At 73.6% G+C, this 14,417-nt stretch carries 17 protein-coding genes; 5 read left to right on the top strand and 12 right to left on the bottom strand.

Translation table 11 applies throughout. The annotated features are described in order from the left end of the window. The first annotated feature begins 50 nt into the window (after nucleotides 1-50). Together AB0F71_RS19170 and manA are read left to right on the top strand one after the other, a co-directional pair. Nucleotides 51-977 (top strand): ROK family protein, encoded by a 927-nt coding sequence (locus AB0F71_RS19170; protein ID WP_360235433.1) that lies wholly within the window; start codon nucleotides 51-53, stop codon nucleotides 975-977. A 20-nt stretch (nucleotides 978-997) separates the two neighbouring features. Beyond that, entirely contained in the window at nucleotides 998-2,176 is a 1,179-nt protein-coding gene (manA, locus tag AB0F71_RS19165; protein ID WP_360235430.1) for a mannose-6-phosphate isomerase, class I, read from the top strand. Nucleotides 2,177-2,183: 7 nt separating this feature from the next. Here the strand turns inward: manA and AB0F71_RS19160 are convergent, their stop codons facing one another. From AB0F71_RS19160 to AB0F71_RS19130, 7 genes are all read right to left on the bottom strand, one after another. Further along, nucleotides 2,184-2,579, bottom strand: coding sequence for a DUF2267 domain-containing protein (locus AB0F71_RS19160; protein ID WP_360235427.1), 396 nt, complete (start codon nucleotides 2,577-2,579; stop codon nucleotides 2,184-2,186). Nucleotides 2,580-2,977: 398 nt separating this feature from the next. Further along, nucleotides 2,978-3,631, bottom strand: a complete 654-nt coding sequence (locus AB0F71_RS19155; RefSeq protein WP_360235424.1) for a thioesterase family protein — start codon at nucleotides 3,629-3,631, stop codon at nucleotides 2,978-2,980. Further along, nucleotides 3,628-3,939 (bottom strand): hypothetical protein, encoded by a 312-nt coding sequence (locus AB0F71_RS19150; protein ID WP_360235421.1) that lies wholly within the window; start codon nucleotides 3,937-3,939, stop codon nucleotides 3,628-3,630. The genes AB0F71_RS19155 and AB0F71_RS19150 overlap by 4 nt, the downstream gene beginning before the upstream one ends. 265 nt (nucleotides 3,940-4,204) lie before the next feature. Continuing rightward, nucleotides 4,205-4,564 (bottom strand): hypothetical protein, encoded by a 360-nt coding sequence (locus tag AB0F71_RS19145; RefSeq protein ID WP_360235418.1) that lies wholly within the window; start codon nucleotides 4,562-4,564, stop codon nucleotides 4,205-4,207. Between the two features lie 69 nt (nucleotides 4,565-4,633). Then, entirely contained in the window at nucleotides 4,634-6,025 is a 1,392-nt protein-coding gene (locus tag AB0F71_RS19140) for an FAD-binding oxidoreductase (RefSeq protein WP_360235415.1), read from the bottom strand. Between the two features lie 106 nt (nucleotides 6,026-6,131). Next, on the bottom strand, nucleotides 6,132-6,614 hold the full coding sequence (locus AB0F71_RS19135; protein WP_360235412.1) for a flavoprotein: 483 nt from the start codon (nucleotides 6,612-6,614) through the stop codon (nucleotides 6,132-6,134). A gap of 21 nt (nucleotides 6,615-6,635) precedes the next feature. After that, nucleotides 6,636-7,073 carry an ATP-binding protein gene (locus tag AB0F71_RS19130; RefSeq protein ID WP_360235409.1) on the bottom strand — a complete coding sequence of 146 codons (438 nt, stop codon included), beginning with the start codon at nucleotides 7,071-7,073 and terminating at the stop codon, nucleotides 6,636-6,638. A 180-nt stretch (nucleotides 7,074-7,253) separates the two neighbouring features. Here AB0F71_RS19130 and AB0F71_RS19125 point away from each other — a divergent pair, with 180 nt between their 5' ends. Together AB0F71_RS19125 and AB0F71_RS19120 are read left to right on the top strand one after the other, a co-directional pair. Further along, nucleotides 7,254-8,498 carry a helix-turn-helix domain-containing protein gene (locus AB0F71_RS19125; RefSeq protein WP_360235406.1) on the top strand — a complete coding sequence of 415 codons (1,245 nt, stop codon included), beginning with the start codon at nucleotides 7,254-7,256 and terminating at the stop codon, nucleotides 8,496-8,498. Nucleotides 8,499-8,513: 15 nt separating this feature from the next. Beyond that, nucleotides 8,514-8,870 (top strand): hypothetical protein, encoded by a 357-nt coding sequence (locus AB0F71_RS19120; protein WP_360235403.1) that lies wholly within the window; start codon nucleotides 8,514-8,516, stop codon nucleotides 8,868-8,870. A 64-nt stretch (nucleotides 8,871-8,934) separates the two neighbouring features. On the opposite strand, the gene AB0F71_RS19115 is transcribed toward AB0F71_RS19120, so the two are convergent. The 4 genes from AB0F71_RS19115 to AB0F71_RS19100 form a co-directional block, all read right to left on the bottom strand. After that, nucleotides 8,935-9,327, bottom strand: a complete 393-nt coding sequence (locus AB0F71_RS19115) for a hypothetical protein (RefSeq protein ID WP_360235401.1) — start codon at nucleotides 9,325-9,327, stop codon at nucleotides 8,935-8,937. A gap of 114 nt (nucleotides 9,328-9,441) precedes the next feature. Then, nucleotides 9,442-9,801 (bottom strand): hypothetical protein, encoded by a 360-nt coding sequence (locus AB0F71_RS19110; protein WP_360235398.1) that lies wholly within the window; start codon nucleotides 9,799-9,801, stop codon nucleotides 9,442-9,444. 61 nt (nucleotides 9,802-9,862) lie between these two features. Further along, nucleotides 9,863-11,338 carry a hypothetical protein gene (locus AB0F71_RS19105; protein WP_360235395.1) on the bottom strand — a complete coding sequence of 492 codons (1,476 nt, stop codon included), beginning with the start codon at nucleotides 11,336-11,338 and terminating at the stop codon, nucleotides 9,863-9,865. A gap of 89 nt (nucleotides 11,339-11,427) precedes the next feature. Beyond that, nucleotides 11,428-12,441, bottom strand: coding sequence for an FAD-dependent oxidoreductase (locus AB0F71_RS19100; protein WP_360235392.1), 1,014 nt, complete (start codon nucleotides 12,439-12,441; stop codon nucleotides 11,428-11,430). A 216-nt stretch (nucleotides 12,442-12,657) separates the two neighbouring features. On the opposite strand from AB0F71_RS19100, the gene AB0F71_RS19095 reads away from it, so the two are divergent. Beyond that, nucleotides 12,658-13,578, top strand: a complete 921-nt coding sequence (locus AB0F71_RS19095) for a LysR substrate-binding domain-containing protein (RefSeq protein WP_360235389.1) — start codon at nucleotides 12,658-12,660, stop codon at nucleotides 13,576-13,578. A gap of 91 nt (nucleotides 13,579-13,669) precedes the next feature. On the opposite strand, the gene AB0F71_RS19090 is transcribed toward AB0F71_RS19095, so the two are convergent. After that, complete coding sequence (locus tag AB0F71_RS19090; RefSeq protein WP_360235386.1) at nucleotides 13,670-14,155, bottom strand: cysteine/serine endopeptidase inhibitor; 486 nt, start codon at nucleotides 14,153-14,155, stop codon at nucleotides 13,670-13,672. Nucleotides 14,156-14,417 lie beyond the last annotated feature (262 nt).

Raw genomic sequence — 14,417 nt, 5'->3', positions numbered from 1 at the left:
CGCCCCGGCCCGCCCGGCCGGGGCGCCGCCGACCCCTCCGGGAGCCCGCCATGCCGCTCACCCCCCTGTTCGCCGCCGTCGACGTCGGCGGCACCAAGATCGCCGGGGCGCTGGTCGACGGCGCCGGCCGACTGCGGCACCGGCTGCAGCTGCCCACCCCCGCCCGGGAGCCGGGCCCGGCCGTGCTCGCCGTGGTGCACAAGGTGCTGGACCAGCTGGCCGGCACCCCCGACTGGGCCGCCGTGACGGCCGTCGGCATCGGCAGCGCCGGCCCGGTCGACCTCGCCGACGGCACCGTCAGCCCGGTCAACATCCCCGGCTGGCGCGGCTTCCCGCTGGTCGCCGAGGTCGCCGCGCACCCGGCCGTGGCCGGACTCCCGGTCCGGCTGGCGGGCGACGGCGTCGCGATGGCCGCCGCCGAGCACTGGCAGGGTGCCGCCCGGGGCGCCGCCAACGCACTCTGCCTGGTGGTGTCCACCGGCGTCGGCGCCGGACTGGTGCTGGACGGCGCCGTCCGCCCCGGCCCCAGCGGCAACGCCGGCCACCTCGGCCACATCACCGTCGACCTGGACGGCGAGCCCTGCCCGTGCGGCTCCCGCGGCTGCCTGGAGGGCCTGGCCAGCGGCACCGCGATCGCCCGCCGGGCCCTCGCCGAGGGCTGGCGCCCGCCCGGCGAGGACGCCACCGCCCGCGCCGTGGCCGCCTCCGCCGCCGTGGGCGACCCGGTCGCGCTGGCCTCCTTCGACCGGGCCGCCCAGGCACTGGCCGCCGGGATCGCCGCCACCGCCGCCCTGGTCGACCTCCACCGGGTGGTGGTCGGCGGCGGCGTCGCCACCGCCGGGGAGGTGCTCTTCGCCCCGCTCGCCCGCCACCTGGACCGCTACGCCGCCCTGTCCTACGTCCGAGGCCTGGACGTGCGCCGCGCCGAGCTCGGCACCGACGCCGGGCTGATCGGCGCCGCCGCGCTCTGCCGCTGACAGCCCCGGGAGACCCTGGCATGCCGCCCTACGCCCTGCTAAACAACCCGGTCCGCCACTACCCCTGGGGCTCCCCCACCGCCATCCCCGCCCTCACCGGCACCGCCCCCGACGGCACCCCGCAGGCCGAACTGTGGATGGGCGCCCACCCCAGCGCACCCTCCCGGGCCGGCGGCCGGTCACTCGACGCGCTGATCGCCGCCGACCCGGACGGCCTGCTCGGGCCGGACACCGTACGGCGCTTCGGCCCGGAACTGCCCTTCCTGTTCAAGGTGCTGGCCGCCGACCGGGCGCTCTCCCTGCAGGTCCACCCGACCCGCGCCCAGGCCGAGGCCGGGTACGCCGCCGAACAGGCCCGGGGCATCCCGCTCACCGCCCCGGAGCGGGTCTACAAGGACCGCTCCCACAAGCCCGAACTGCTCTGCGCCCTCGGCGACTTCGAAGCCCTCTGCGGCTTCCGCCCGGCGGCCGCCACCGCCCGGCTGCTGGACGCCCTCGGCGTGCTCGCCCCCTGGGCGGCCGCCCTGCGCGAGCGGCCCGCCGCCGAGGCACTGCCCGCGCTGCTGCGCCGGGCGCTGGGCGCCGACGCCGCCCAACTCGCCGCCGTGGCCGGGGCGCTGCGCCGTACCGCGGCCTCCGGCGGACCCCATGCGGACACCTGCGCGGCCTACGCCCGGCTCGCCGAGGAGTACCCCGGCGACCCGGGCCTGCTCGCCGCGCTGCTGCTCAACCACGTCCGGCTCGGCGCCGGCCAGGCGCTGTACCTCGCCGCCGGGGTGCCGCACGCGTACCTCCGGGGCGTGGGCGTCGAGTTGATGGCCAACTCGGACAACGTGCTGCGCTGCGGACTCACCGGCAAGCACGTCGACGTGGCCGGGCTGCTGGCCGTCACCGACTTCCGGGCCGCCCGGCCGTCCGTCCTGGAGGCCCGCCCGCTGACCGCCGTCGAGGACGAATTCCCGTCCCCTGCCGAGGAGTTCCGACTCTCCCGGCTGCACCCGGCAGCCGCCCCCGTCCGGATCGAGCTGCCCACCCCGCAGATCCTGCTCTGCACCGCCGGCCGGGCCCGGCTGCACGCCCCCGGGCACCCCGGCCTCGACCTGCCCCGGGGCGCCTCGGCCTACCTGCGCCCGGGCGCCGGGCCGGTCGAGCTGACCGGGCCGGGCGCCGAGCTGTTCCGGGCCACCACCGGCCGCTAGCGCGTCCTCAGGCCCGCAGCGGGTGGCCGAAGAGCAGGTCGTAGCCGTCCGGCAGCTGCTCGACCACCCGGTCCACCAGCTCCCCCGGGACGAGATCGGCCAGGGTGCTCAGCACCGCCCCGATGTCCCACTGGGCGGTCGCGGTCGTGGCGCCGTCGATCCAGCCCACCACGGCCTCCACGAAGCGCTCGGCGGTCAGCGGCTCGGCGGCGGGCCGGGCGTCCCGGAGCAGCGAGGCGTACGTCTCGGGCAGCGCCGCGGCGAGCTCGCCGCGCTCACCGCCCACCAGGTGCTCGCCCAGCAGGCCGAGCACGACCCGGATGGCGTGGTCCGCCTCCGCCTCGCCCCGGTACTCGCCGCGCTCCACGACGCGGGCGCGGAAGTCCTCCCAGGAGATGGTCATCGCGTCCTCCTTCCGGTCGGCGGGACCGGGCCGGGTCGGCGGCCGATGGGCCAGGGAGGCTGCTGGTCGCGGCCCGTGACCGCCGGGGGACGTACCGGTTCCCGTGTTGCTCAGCGTACTGCGCTCCGGACCGGGCGGACCCGCCGCTGCGGGTGGGGGCGGTGGTCCCGAACGGAACCCTGGCGCCGTACCCGGGCGGTGCGGAGGAAGCCGGACGGCAGGGGCTGGGCGGGATGGGCCGGCCGCGCTGGGCCGGGCGGGGAGGGCCGGCGAGAACCGGCCGGGAGGGCCGGACGGACGGATCGACGCCGTTGTCGATCACGCCGCCGGCCCGTGCCGTCACCGGCACGGGAGCCCACCGGTCGGTAGGCGGTTCAGGAGGCGGTTCGGCGGGCGGTTCAGCTCGCCGAGGCGCGGCACCGCCGACGCGGGCCGCGCGGCGAGCCCACCCCGCCACCGGACCGGACCGGCACCCAGCGCACCGGGGTCGGCCCCGAGCCCTGCACCGGCGCCTGCCTCCGAGCCGCCCCAGCAGCCGTGGCAGACCCAGCGGACCCAGCAGCCGCAGCCGCAGCGGCGCCGACAGCCCCGCGGTCGCCACGCGCCGTGTCCAGCACCGAGCCGGCCGCCGAGACCGACATAAACGCCGCCAGAAAGCGCCGCTCGTTCTGGCTGAGTTTGCGCGAACGCCCGGTTTCCCGGTCCCGCGCGACCACCACGGTCCGCGCCCGCATAAATGTGAGCGGCTCCCGGCAGACATTCACCTCGATGTGGGCGGAACTCCGCCCGAGCCGTTCCACCGTCAGCCGCACCGACAAAGGCTCGGGGCGGTGGTGCAACTGTTCCAGGTAATCGATCTCGTGCCGGGCGATAATGAATCCGGACGGGAACAGCGATTGCCGGACGGCGGTCGCGTGGTGGCGGAACAGGTCGTAAATCCCCTCCTGGACGTAGCCGACCAGCCTGGCGTTGTTGATGTGCCCGTTCTCGTCGACGTCGCTCCACCGGGTGGAGCAGGACAGCACGTGCACGCCCGGGTGCAGGGCGCTCACTGCTCCGTCAGCCCGGCGACGGCAGCGGAGGGGAGCAGCGCCCGCTGCAACCTGGCGTAGTAGCCGGACTGTTCGGCCGCCATCCGGGCCGCGGTCCAGCCCTCCTCGGCCGCCTCGGCGGCCGCCTGCACGACCAGGCTGTCGAGCACCGTGTCGACCGACCGGCAGAGCGCGGCGACCGCCGCGAGCCGTTCGGTCACGTCCGCCGTTCCGGCCGCATTCCGGGCCGGAAAGGCCGCCAGCGAGTCGACCGCGAGCTGCAGATCGTCGATGACGTCCGACCGGCTTTCCTCCGGGGAATTCCGCATGCTTTTCTCCAGGACCAATTCGGGCCATTACGGCCCGGTAGCTGACGTTCGAATACACCTGATCGGTGTCGGCCCCCCGACGGCTTCGACGCTATCCCAGTCGGCGCAGGTCCGCAGATGGTTTTCGGACGCTGACGGGAAACTGACTTCCATTGGAGTAGTTTGCGGGGGTACACAATATGCCCCATCAGCCGAACGCGGTAAGCAGAACGGGTGGTATCGCCGACCCGCCGACCAAGATCGACTACCGTCCGTCACGGATCTGCTACCGGCCGCCCCACCAGCGCGCCTTGTACAGCTGCGTGCCGGGCAGTTTCCACGTCCCCTCGGGGCGGTGCAGCCGGATCACCGAGGTGCACCAGTCGCAGGCCCCGGAGTGGTCCGGCGCCACCCTGAGCAGCCGCCCGGTACCGGGATCGTCGCCGAGGGTCTTGACGTCCCGCTCGTCGGCCGGATCCGCCAGTCGGACGGCGGCGAACCGGTCGGCGGCCGGGTCGTAACGCCACAGCCCGTGCAGGGTGCTCACCCAGAAGCGACCGGGTGCCCCCAGCACCGGCGCGAGGTCGTGCCCGCCACGGTCCGGCAGCGGGGCGGAGCGGACGGCCGTCAGGGTTCTCCTCGGCACGCCCCAACGGTGCGCGGCGCACGGCGGGCCTCCTGGCAGACCAGCCGCACGCCTCGGCCGAACGGCCCGTCAGATTCGCCCGGAGACCAGGTCCGCCACCCGGGCGATCGGCGAGGTGGTGGCCCGTCCGACCGCCTCCTGCCGGTCGGCGGCGTGGTAGGCGGCGTACATCGCCTGCACCCCCAGCCAGCGCAGCGGCTCCGGCTCCCAGCGGCGCACGGTGTGCCCCACCCAGGGCAGCGCGGTCAGCTCGGTGTCCCGCCCCAGCACCAGGTCGCGCAGGGTACGGCCGGCCAGGTTGGTGGTGGTCACCCCGCTGCCGACGTACCCGCCCGCCCAGCCGAGCCCGCTCGCCCGGTCCAGCTCCACCGTCGCGCACCAGTCCCGGGGGACGCCCAGCACCCCGGCCCAGGCGTGGTCGATCCGGGCGTGCGCGGCGGCGGGGAAGAAGTCGTTCAGGATCCGGCGCAGTTGGCGCACCGTCTCCACCTGGGTGCTGCCGTCCGAGTCCGTCCGCGAGCCGAAGCGGTACGGCACGCCCCGCCCGCCGAGGGCGATCCGGTCGTCGGCGGTCCGCTGGGCGTACATGTAGGCGTGCGCGAAGTCCCCGAGCACCTCCCGGCCGTGCCAGCCGGCCTCCGCCCAGAACTCGGCGGGCAGCGGCTCGGTGGCCACCATCGCCGAGTTCATCGGCAGCCAGGTCCGGCGCTCGCCGGGCAGCCCGGCGGTAAATCCCTCGGTGGCGCGCAGCACGTGGTCGGCGGTGACGGTGCCGTACGGGGTCACGGCGCGCGGGCGGCGGCCACCCCCGCCGGGAAGGATCCCGGTGACGGGCGTCCCCTCGGACACCTCGACCCCCAACTCCCGCACCACCCGAGCCAGGCCCCGCGCGAGCTTCGCCGGCTGGATCCGGGCGCCGTACGGGGACCAGGCACCGCCCCGGACCTCGGTGACGTTGATCCGCTCCGCCGCCTCCTTCGCGGAGAGCTCCTCCACCCGGCCCTCGCCGTAGCCGCGCTCGGTCTCGACGAACGCCCGCAGGCGCTCCAACTGCGGCCTGCTCCGGGCCACTTCGAGTACGCCGCCCTGGCGGACGTCCGCCTCGATCCGCTCGGCCGCCGCGGTCTCCACGACCTCCCGGACCGCCGCGTCCATCACCCGCTGCATCGCCGCCGCCCGGCCCCGGCCGTACTTCCCGGCGAAGGCCTCGCGCCCGGCGAAGCCGTTGTACAGCCACCCGCCGTTGCGCCCGGAGGCGCCGTAGCCGCAGAAGCGGCGCTCCAACAGGGCGACCCGCAGGGAGGGTTCGGCCTTCTTCAGGTAGTAGGCCGTCCACAGCCCGGTGTACCCGCCGCCGACGATGCAGACGTCCACGTCGGCGCCCCCCGGCAACGCGGGCCCGGGCTGCGGCACCCCCTCCGCCGCGTACCAGAACGACACCTCGCCGTTGACCGCTGCCACCGGAACCTCCCAACACCGTCGCCGACCTGCCCGGACGCTACTCCGGGCCGATCACGGGGGAACAGCGGCACACTGCCAGGATCGGGCTGCCGGACCAGCCACCCTGTCAGTCCTCCAACAGGTCCAGCGCTCGGGTCCAGCTGTACGACCCGGGGGTGAACTCCGCGATCCGCACGCCCATCCGGCGCAGCCGCTCCAGGCTCTCCCCGTACGCGGGGTGCGCCGCCTGGGCCGCGCTCAGGCAGGGCTGGACGGCGACCGGGATCCCCCAGCCGTAGGACTCGCACAGGATGCCCAGCGCGAGGGTGTCCGAGATCCCGGCGCTCCACTTGTTGATCGTGTTGAAGGTGGCGGGCGAGACCACGAGCGCGTCCGGATCGGGCAACGGCCGGGGGTCCCCGGGCTTCCGCCAGGCGGAGCGGATCGGGAAACCCGTCTGCCTTTCCACGCCTTCCACGTCGATGAACCCCGTCGCCGACGGAGTCGCCACCACCCCGACGGACCACCCCCGCCCCTGCGCGGCGGAGATCAACTCGCCCACGCCACCCGCCACTCCGGCCGCACACACCACCACGTACAACATCGGCATCACCCGAACTCCCCTCTCCGGTCAAGGGACCACCACCGTCAGGTCCGCATGCACGATCTTCCCGTACGCCTCCACGGAGGCCCCCCAACGCCCGCCGGTCACGTGGTGAACCAGAGCGAGCCCCCGGTGCCCCTCCTCGTCCTCGCCCGCCACCATCAGCACGGGCAGGGTTCGGGACCCGTCCCGCACCGCCACCCGCACGGTCCGGTCGGTGAGCCTGCGGACGGTGACGGTCATCCGCGCCAGACACCCGGTCTTCACCGCATTGGTGACAAGTTCACTGACGACCAGGGCCGCCGGCTCGACCAACTCCGGCAGCCCCCACTCCGCCAGCTTCCCCCGCACCATCCGCCGGGCCTCCCCCACCGCCTCCGCCCGGTACGGCAACATCGCAGTCGCAGGCCTCGGCGCCCGCTCGGCGATAAGAAGTCCACTCATCATCAACAGCCCCTCGGCCATCGGAGTCTCGAACCGAAGCACTGCGAGGCACGGCCCTCAAGCCAGCACTCAAAGCAGCACGTGACCAGTGAACGACAATGCGTTACCTTCAACCAGAGCGGACCTACCGCACTTTCCAGGCGTTACCCAGGCGTCGCAGACGCACGGGTGGGAACGATGGCACTCGTGGAGCTGGGACGGATGAGCAGCAAGCGCAACCTGTTCGCCCAAAGGCGCAGGGAGTTGGGCTACAGTCAGGAAAGGCTCGCTGCCGATCTTGGAGTTGCTACTTCCACCGTCACCCGCTGGGAGTGCGGACACGCCGACCCCCAGCCTCAACAGAGGCCAAAGCTCGCAGCGCTCCTCAAGGTCACCACCTCTGAACTGGACGGCCTCCTGAACCCGCCGCCCAAGTCGCCGGTTCGCAAGACGATCCCTTCGTCCATCGACGAAAGTGACGATATGAAGAGACGCGAGGCCCTCGGGCTGATTGCGGCGACAGGGGCCCTGATCACGTTCACCTCTGGCGGGAACACACCGGCGTCAGCAGCTCCCATCCCGTCACTCCATGCTGACAGCCTGATGAGCGCCCATCTCTGGCAGGCCTTCTCCTCGTCCCGGAACAAGCAAGCGGTCTATCCACTGGTGCGGCATCAGCTGGTGGCTCTCACAGCCGGGCTCCGCTCAATCACCTCGGACAGCGAACGGAAGCCAATCTGCGAGGTGGCGGCCAACCTCTACCAACTCGCCGGCGAGATCCTCTTCGATGCCAACCACTACACGGATGCCGCACAGTGCTACACCCTTGCCGCAGCGGCCGCTCGCGAAGCGTCGAACTATGACCTCTGGGCCTGCGCTCTGACCCGTCACGCCTTCATCGAACTGTCCGAACGTCGATTTGCCACAGCCGAACCGATCCTCGCCGCCGCGTCGCGGATCGCCCAGCGGGGGGATGACCAACTCTCCACTCGTCACTGGGTCGCCGTCGTCCAGGCGCAGGTGTACGCCGGCCTCGGACAACTGGAATCCTGCGACCGCGCACTTGCCGAGGCCGAGCAGGTGACCGGCCTGAGCGGCCCGATCCAGAACGGGGGCTGGCTGCGGTTCGACGGCACCCGCCTCGCTGAGGAGCGTGGCACCTGTTACCTCGCTCTCGGCCGACCCGACCTTGCCGAACAGGCCCTACTCAACGCACTGGAGACGAGTCGGTCTCCCAGACGCCGTGGCGCCGTCCTCGCCGAACTCGCCACGCTCAACGCTCACAGCGGCGACATCGAACAGGTCGTTCACTTCAGCGAGGCCTCCATGGCTCTGGCCGACGAGACCAGATCCGGCTACATCGCGAGGAAGCTCGACGGGCTCAAACCGCACCTCGCACCTCTGATGCGGGACCACCGGATCGCAGCGCTTCACGACCACATCTCAGCGCTCCAACCCACCGACTGACGAAAGGAATCCCCCATGACCGAGGACGGCCGGATCTTCCGCGAGGCCTGGATCGCCGGGGTGCGCAAGCACTTCCCCGGCGACCCCAAGCCCGGCTACGTCTCCCCCTGGGAGGAGACCCCCGACTGGGAGCGGGCCGCTGCCGCCGCCGTGTTCGGCCAGGTGCGCGACTTCATCACCGTGAGCGGCGGCGCCACCTCGAACCTCAGCCGCGAGCAGAAGGGCCGGTTCGTCGCCCTCTGCTGGATCGCCCAGATCCACCACCGCATCGCCGACCCCAAGCCCGCCTACACCGCCGACTGGGACGACCTCCCCAAGTGGCAGCAGGAGACCGACGCCGACATCTTCGAGGCCGTCGAACGCCACCTGTGACCCCCCGCCCGCGCCTGCGGCACCGCAGGCGCGGGCCCGGCCACGGACACGGGGCAGCCGGTGATCAGCTCGGGTAGATCGGGTCCGTGCCGTAGGACCACAGGCTGCCCGAGCGGGCGAAGACCTGGATCGCGTCGCCGGAGTTGGTCGTGTAGCCGCCGTGCGAGAAGCAGTCGCCGGGGTACAGGAGCGGTGTGGTCGCGGAGGCGATGGTGTTGCCGCTGGCGTCGTCCTTGATCCAGATGACGAAGTCGTTGGCGGACGACTGGTGGTTGCAGATCTCGACCGTGCCGTACTGGCCCCACGAGTTGTAGGTGTTCGTGCCGGTGATGCACGTCCCGTGCTGGCAGTAGGTGTCGGTGCTCGCACTGGCGGTACCCGCCGTGGCGGCGATGCCGCCGAGGGCGAGCACGGCAGCGGCGAAGCCCTGCACGGTGCGCTTGGCGATGGTGCGCATCAAGGTGTCCCCGTTCACGCATGGGGGGTCGGCCCGGTCGCCTCCCCCGTCGGCACCGAGGAGCCTAGCCTCGCCGAGAACCGCACCGAGGAGCCCCTTTCCGGCCACATCCGATCAGAGGTCGACGGCATCCGGGTAGTGCCGCCGGAGTCCCGCCAGCACGCGCTCGTCGGCGGCGCGGACCTCCCACAGGGTGCTGTCGAACTCCGTGAGCACCACCACCGGCCCGCCCTCGGCGAACCCGGTGGCCTCGGCGTCGACGAACTGAACTCCCGGGGAGACCAGGGCGAGCAGCGTCGCAGTGTCCATGCCCTCGCCCTCGGAGCGCCGCTCAAGCTCCGCCGTGAGGTCCCACTGCTCATCGCACTCGAACCTCCAGCGCAGCTCCCGGGCCGAGTCCCCCAGCCGGGCCAGCACTTCGGCCAGCGTCACGTAGTGCGACCCCCGCCACGCCTCGAACCTGATCCCCTTCATCCCCGCCCCCCTGTCGCTCCGGCCGGCCGGTCCGGCGACCGCTCCACCTAACCCTCCCGGCTCAGGTGCCGAGCCGCGCCGGGGGGACCACCGAGGGCGGTGAGCACTGCGGGGAGGTGCGGCAGACGGTGAGCGGCCGGGGGTTGGCGCCGTCGAGCACCTGCACCGACCACAGCACCGGGTAACTACCGCCGCAGATCCCGCAGGTCGGAGGCAACGGCGGGGCGTACCCCTCGGGCGGTGGGCCGAACCCGGGCGGGGCGACGGGCGGCGCAGCAGGCGGCGCCGGCATCGGCGCAGCCGTCGGCATCGGCGGAACGGCCGGGCGCGGCGGCGCCACCGGAGGCGGCGGTACGACCGGGGCCGGCGGTACCACCGGGACCGGCGCCGCCCCCCACACCGCCAGCCCCGCCACCAGCGCCTCGAAGTCGTACCCGCACTCACCGCAGCTGAGCAGCGCCCCCTCCGTACGCATGTCCCCGCAGCCCGGGCAGAAGGTCACCGGGTGCTCGTCGGCCGCGGTGCTCTCGCAGCGCGAGCAGATGAAGTCGGGTTCCACCTTGCCCTGTTGGAGGAACGCCCCGATCATCGCGAACGGGTTGATCTCGCCGTTCTTCCCGTGGCCGGCGCGGACGACGCTGGTAATGAGCTTGAGCCGCCGCCGTCGTTCCCGCATCCGCTGGAGGTCCAGGTTCACCACCTTGGTCTGCCGGCAGTCCCGGCAGGTGCACAGGGTCCGTACGGGCAACCGGCAGCGGATGCCGAACTGGCGGTACAGGAACTCGAAGGCGGGGCGCTGTTCGCTGCCGATCCGCACGTCCACCACGCCGAACCCGGCCGCGGTCAGGCTCCCCTCCACGGTGGCGGCCAGCCGGGCCACCTCGGCGCCGAGCGGCTCCGGCACGCCGTCCGGCCGGCTGCTCATCATCACCGGGATCGCCAGCAGCCCGGCCAGGGCCGCCCGGTCGAGGGCGAGGACGCCCTCGCGGGAGTGGAAGACGGCGCCCTGGACGCCGCCCCACAACGACGGCCCGGTGGCCCTGGGGCCGCCGGAGAGCCGGTCGTTGATCAGGGCGGTGACGCCGCCGACCACCCGTTGCCCGGTCTGGTGGTGCCGGGCCAGCGCCTCGGCCTCGGGTGCCCGGGTCCACCAGCGGGGCTGGGGGAAGCCGGCCGCCGCCTCGGGGTCGAGCCCGCCCAGCGCCCGGTCGAGGGCGAACAGGGCGCCCTGGTAGGCCGTCACGTACGGGGACTGCACGCCCAGGGCGACCACCGAGACGGCCCGGTCGGTCAGGTGCACCGACACCGTGGTGCCGTGCCCGTCGGCGGCGGCGAACTGGAGCCGCGCCGCGAGCGGGACTTCGTCGGGCAGCAGCATCGCGGAGCGCACGGCCGAGCCGCGCCGGGCCTCCACCACGGTGGCCTGCTCCGAGGTGACCTGGAAGCCGAGCGAGCGCAGCGCGTCGACGGCGGCGATCCGGACGCGTCCGGCGTCGGCGCGGACGCGGCGCTCGGCGTCGAGGGTGATCGAGGCCAAGACTCCTCCGCGGGACTGGATTTCGGTACGGAACGTCCGCACGACGGACCGGGAGTCTAGTCATCGACGACCGCAGCCCGCAGGGCGAATCATCGGATCCGGGCGCCTGCCCCGACCAGCTCCACCACCGCGTCCGCGCACCCCCAGCTCAGCGTGACGCCCGCGCCGCCGTGCCCGTAGTTGTGCACGATCCGGAGCCCGTCCGCCATCTCCCCGGCCGCCAGCCGCACCCCGCCCCTGCGGTCGGGTCGCAGGCCGACCGGCCAGCCGACGAGTTCGGCACCGCGCAGCTCGGGGACGTGCGCGGCGCACCGGGCCAGGATCGCCTCGGCCGCCGCCCGGTCGCCGCGGAGGTCCCAGCTGCCCTCCTCGAAGGTGCCGCCGAGGACGACGTCCCGGCTGCGCGGGTGGACGTAGGTGTACCCGGCCGGTTCGTCCTGGATCCGCAGCGAGGCCCGCAGGCCGGGGTTGCGCACCAGGGCGAGCTGGCCGCGCACCGGCCGCACCGCGTCGTCGCCGCACAGCAGCCGGGCGCCGAGGCCGGAGGCGTTGACCACCACGGGCGCCCAGGCGCCGGCCTGTCGGAGGGTGTCGAGCCGCCGGTGGAGCACCTTGCCGCCGCCGTCGCGGAAGCGGCCGAGCAGCCAGGGCAGGTAGCGCGGCATCTCGACCGTGGGGGCGGTGAACCGCCAGCCGTCCGCGTAGGCCGGGGCGAGGTCGGCCGGTTCCAGTCGGCGCAGGTCGGGGACGCCGGCGCCCCACCAGGGGATGCCGGCGTCCTGGCGCCGGAGCGCGGGCATCCAGGTGTCGCGCAGGACGACGCCGGGCACGCCGGCCCGGGCCTGCCGGGCGAGTTCGGCGTAGGTGGCCGCCGACCAGGCGGCCACCCGGTCGCCCGGCTCCACGCCCACCGGGTACCAGACGGCGGCGGCCACGGCCGAGACCGTGGACAGCAGCCCGTCCGCCGTCACCACCCCGACCCGCAGGCCCTGCTCCTGGAGGCGCAGGGCCGTGGTGAGCCCGATGATTCCGCTGCCGATCACGACCACGTCCAGGTCCATGCCCGGGCCCACGCCCGGATCCGGGCCCGGGTCCGCATCCACGTCCACACCCGAATCAACGCCAACGCCCACGGTGATCCCCTCCTCCCGACGCCCGCCGGCCGGTCCGGTCGCGGCGGCCGGACTCCAGGAAAGCGGGGCGGGCGGCGAGGCGTCCAAGACCGGTTGCGTCCCCCGGCGATAAGGCGCCCTTATCACCGCCGGTGGGCGGCGCGCGGGCTCGGCGCCGGACCACCCCGGCGGGCCTATCATCGGCCGGTGGACCTCCGTCGCATGCGCTACTTCGCCGTCCTGGCCGAGGAGTTGAACTTCACCCGGGCCGCCCGCCGACTGCGGGTGGTCCAGCCCGCGCTGAGCCAGCAGATCAAGGCGCTGGAGCGGCAGCTCGGTGTGCAGCTGGTCGAACGCACCAGCAGGGGCTGCACGTTGACCCCGATCGGCGGCGCGGTCGCCGAGGAGGCCCGGCAGCTGCTGCACCAGGTGGCCGAGGCCGACCGGCGGATCGCGGCGGTGGCCCGGGGGCAGCAGGGCAGCCTCCGGGTGGCGTACACCCGCTCGGCCCGCGGCGGCGTCTCGGACACCCTGATGGGCGAGTTCCGCAGCCGCTACCCCAGGGTGGACGTCGCCCTGCAGACCGGCTGGACGGCCCTCAACGTCGAGGAGCTGCTCGCCGGGCGGCTGGACGCGGCCTTCGTCCGTCCGCCGCTGGACGTCCCCGAGCTGGCCTGCCGGGTCATCGCCGAGGAGGAGCTGCTGCTCGCGGTGCCGAGCGGCCACCCGCTCGCCCGGGGCCGCGGCCGGCTCGACCGGGGCGCGATCAGGGACGAGCCGGTGGTGCTGTGGCCGCGCGACAACGGGCCCGGGATGCACGCGTCGATCACCGGCCAACTCTGGCCCGACCGGCCGCCCCGGATCGTCCGCGAGGAGCCGGACGACGAGCAGCTGCTGCTCGCGGTGGCGGCGGGCCACGGCATCGCGCCGATCCCGGAGGGCCGGGCCCGGGTCTTCCGGATCCCCGGCGTCAGCCTGCGCCGCCTGGCCCGCCCGGTGCCGACGGTCGCGCTGGGCCTGGCCCACCACCCTCGGACGGCCTCCCCGGCGGTCCAGCTGCTGCTCGCCATGGCCCCGCGGATCGGCGTTGCGGACGCCGCCTCGGGCCCCTCCGCAGACGGGAGTTGACGGCTTCGGGCCCACCCCCGCACTCAGGCGCACCAACGCGCACGAGCGGCGGGGACGGGCCCGGCGAGCTGGGCCGCCGGTCAGCCGTCGCTCAGCCGATGGTCGAGCCGGTGACGGGCTCGGACAGCTCGACGGTCTTTCCGTTCAGCCCGGCCTTGACGAACTGCCACGTGAGCCCGTTGATCACGCCCTTGTCGAGCGGGGCCAGCTTGGCGAAGGCGGGCTGGCTGAGGTCGATGTGGGTGGAGTCGCAGGACGGACACTGGTCCTTCACCGGGACGGTGATGGTCTTGCCCTGGTAGGTGACCTTGACCGAAATGCCCTTGCACACCGGGTCGTTGTTGGGGTTGGCGGTGGTCCACCAGGTGTGCGAGACGGCGACCAGCATCTGGCTGGAGGCGTTGATCTGGGTACCGCAGGCGCCGTAGCCCGCGTCGGTGTAGTAGGTGGCCTTGCCGGTCATCGGCTTGTTGATCGGTATCGCGGCGCTGGCGGAGCCGGCCGTCAGGGCGATGAGGGCGGCGGCGGCGAGCGGGGCGCCCGCGAGGAGCCTGAGGTTCTTGCCGATGGCGCGCATGGTTCGTTCCCTCCGGTTCGACGGTTCCGGGAAAGGTCATGGGCATGACAGCCAGAAGTCACCGAGGCCGCAGTGCAGTTCGGCGACCGATCCGACGATCCGATGCCCACCCGGTGAAGGGAACGTATGCGCTCCTCCTCGGCATGGTCCAGACCTCTCCGGTGTTGCCATGAACACAAGTCAAGGATCTTTACCAATGCAGCCGAAGGGGCGAAGATGCGTGACCGCCTCGCCACACCCGGTGTTGACAGGCCGTCACACG

Origin of the sequence: Kitasatospora sp. NPDC028055, from assembly GCF_040637885.1 — a bacterium.
GTDB lineage: Bacteria > Actinomycetota > Actinomycetes > Streptomycetales > Streptomycetaceae > Kitasatospora.
Note: the sequence above shows the minus strand (reverse complement) of the source record. Positions and strands in the feature narration are given on the sequence as shown.

Bases quoted from the DNA above. Each gene is read 5' to 3' on its own strand.
- AB0F71_RS19110 (WP_360235398.1), bottom strand. From the start codon at position 9,801: ATGAAGGGGATCAGGTTCGAGGCGTGGCGGGGGTCGCACTACGTGACG.
- AB0F71_RS19090 (WP_360235386.1), bottom strand. From the start codon at position 14,155: ATGCGCGCCATCGGCAAGAACCTCAGGCTCCTCGCGGGCGCCCCGCTC.
- manA (WP_360235430.1), top strand. From the start codon at position 998: ATGCCGCCCTACGCCCTGCTAAACAACCCGGTCCGCCACTACCCCTGG.
- AB0F71_RS19150 (WP_360235421.1), bottom strand. From the start codon at position 3,939: ATGCGGAATTCCCCGGAGGAAAGCCGGTCGGACGTCATCGACGATCTG.
- AB0F71_RS19120 (WP_360235403.1), top strand. From the start codon at position 8,514: ATGACCGAGGACGGCCGGATCTTCCGCGAGGCCTGGATCGCCGGGGTG.
- AB0F71_RS19160 (WP_360235427.1), bottom strand. From the start codon at position 2,579: ATGACCATCTCCTGGGAGGACTTCCGCGCCCGCGTCGTGGAGCGCGGC.
- AB0F71_RS19115 (WP_360235401.1), bottom strand. From the start codon at position 9,327: ATGCGCACCATCGCCAAGCGCACCGTGCAGGGCTTCGCCGCTGCCGTG.
- AB0F71_RS19170 (WP_360235433.1), top strand. From the start codon at position 51: ATGCCGCTCACCCCCCTGTTCGCCGCCGTCGACGTCGGCGGCACCAAG.
- AB0F71_RS19125 (WP_360235406.1), top strand. From the start codon at position 7,254: ATGAGCAGCAAGCGCAACCTGTTCGCCCAAAGGCGCAGGGAGTTGGGC.
- AB0F71_RS19135 (WP_360235412.1), bottom strand. From the start codon at position 6,614: ATGCCGATGTTGTACGTGGTGGTGTGTGCGGCCGGAGTGGCGGGTGGC.
- AB0F71_RS19130 (WP_360235409.1), bottom strand. From the start codon at position 7,073: ATGGCCGAGGGGCTGTTGATGATGAGTGGACTTCTTATCGCCGAGCGG.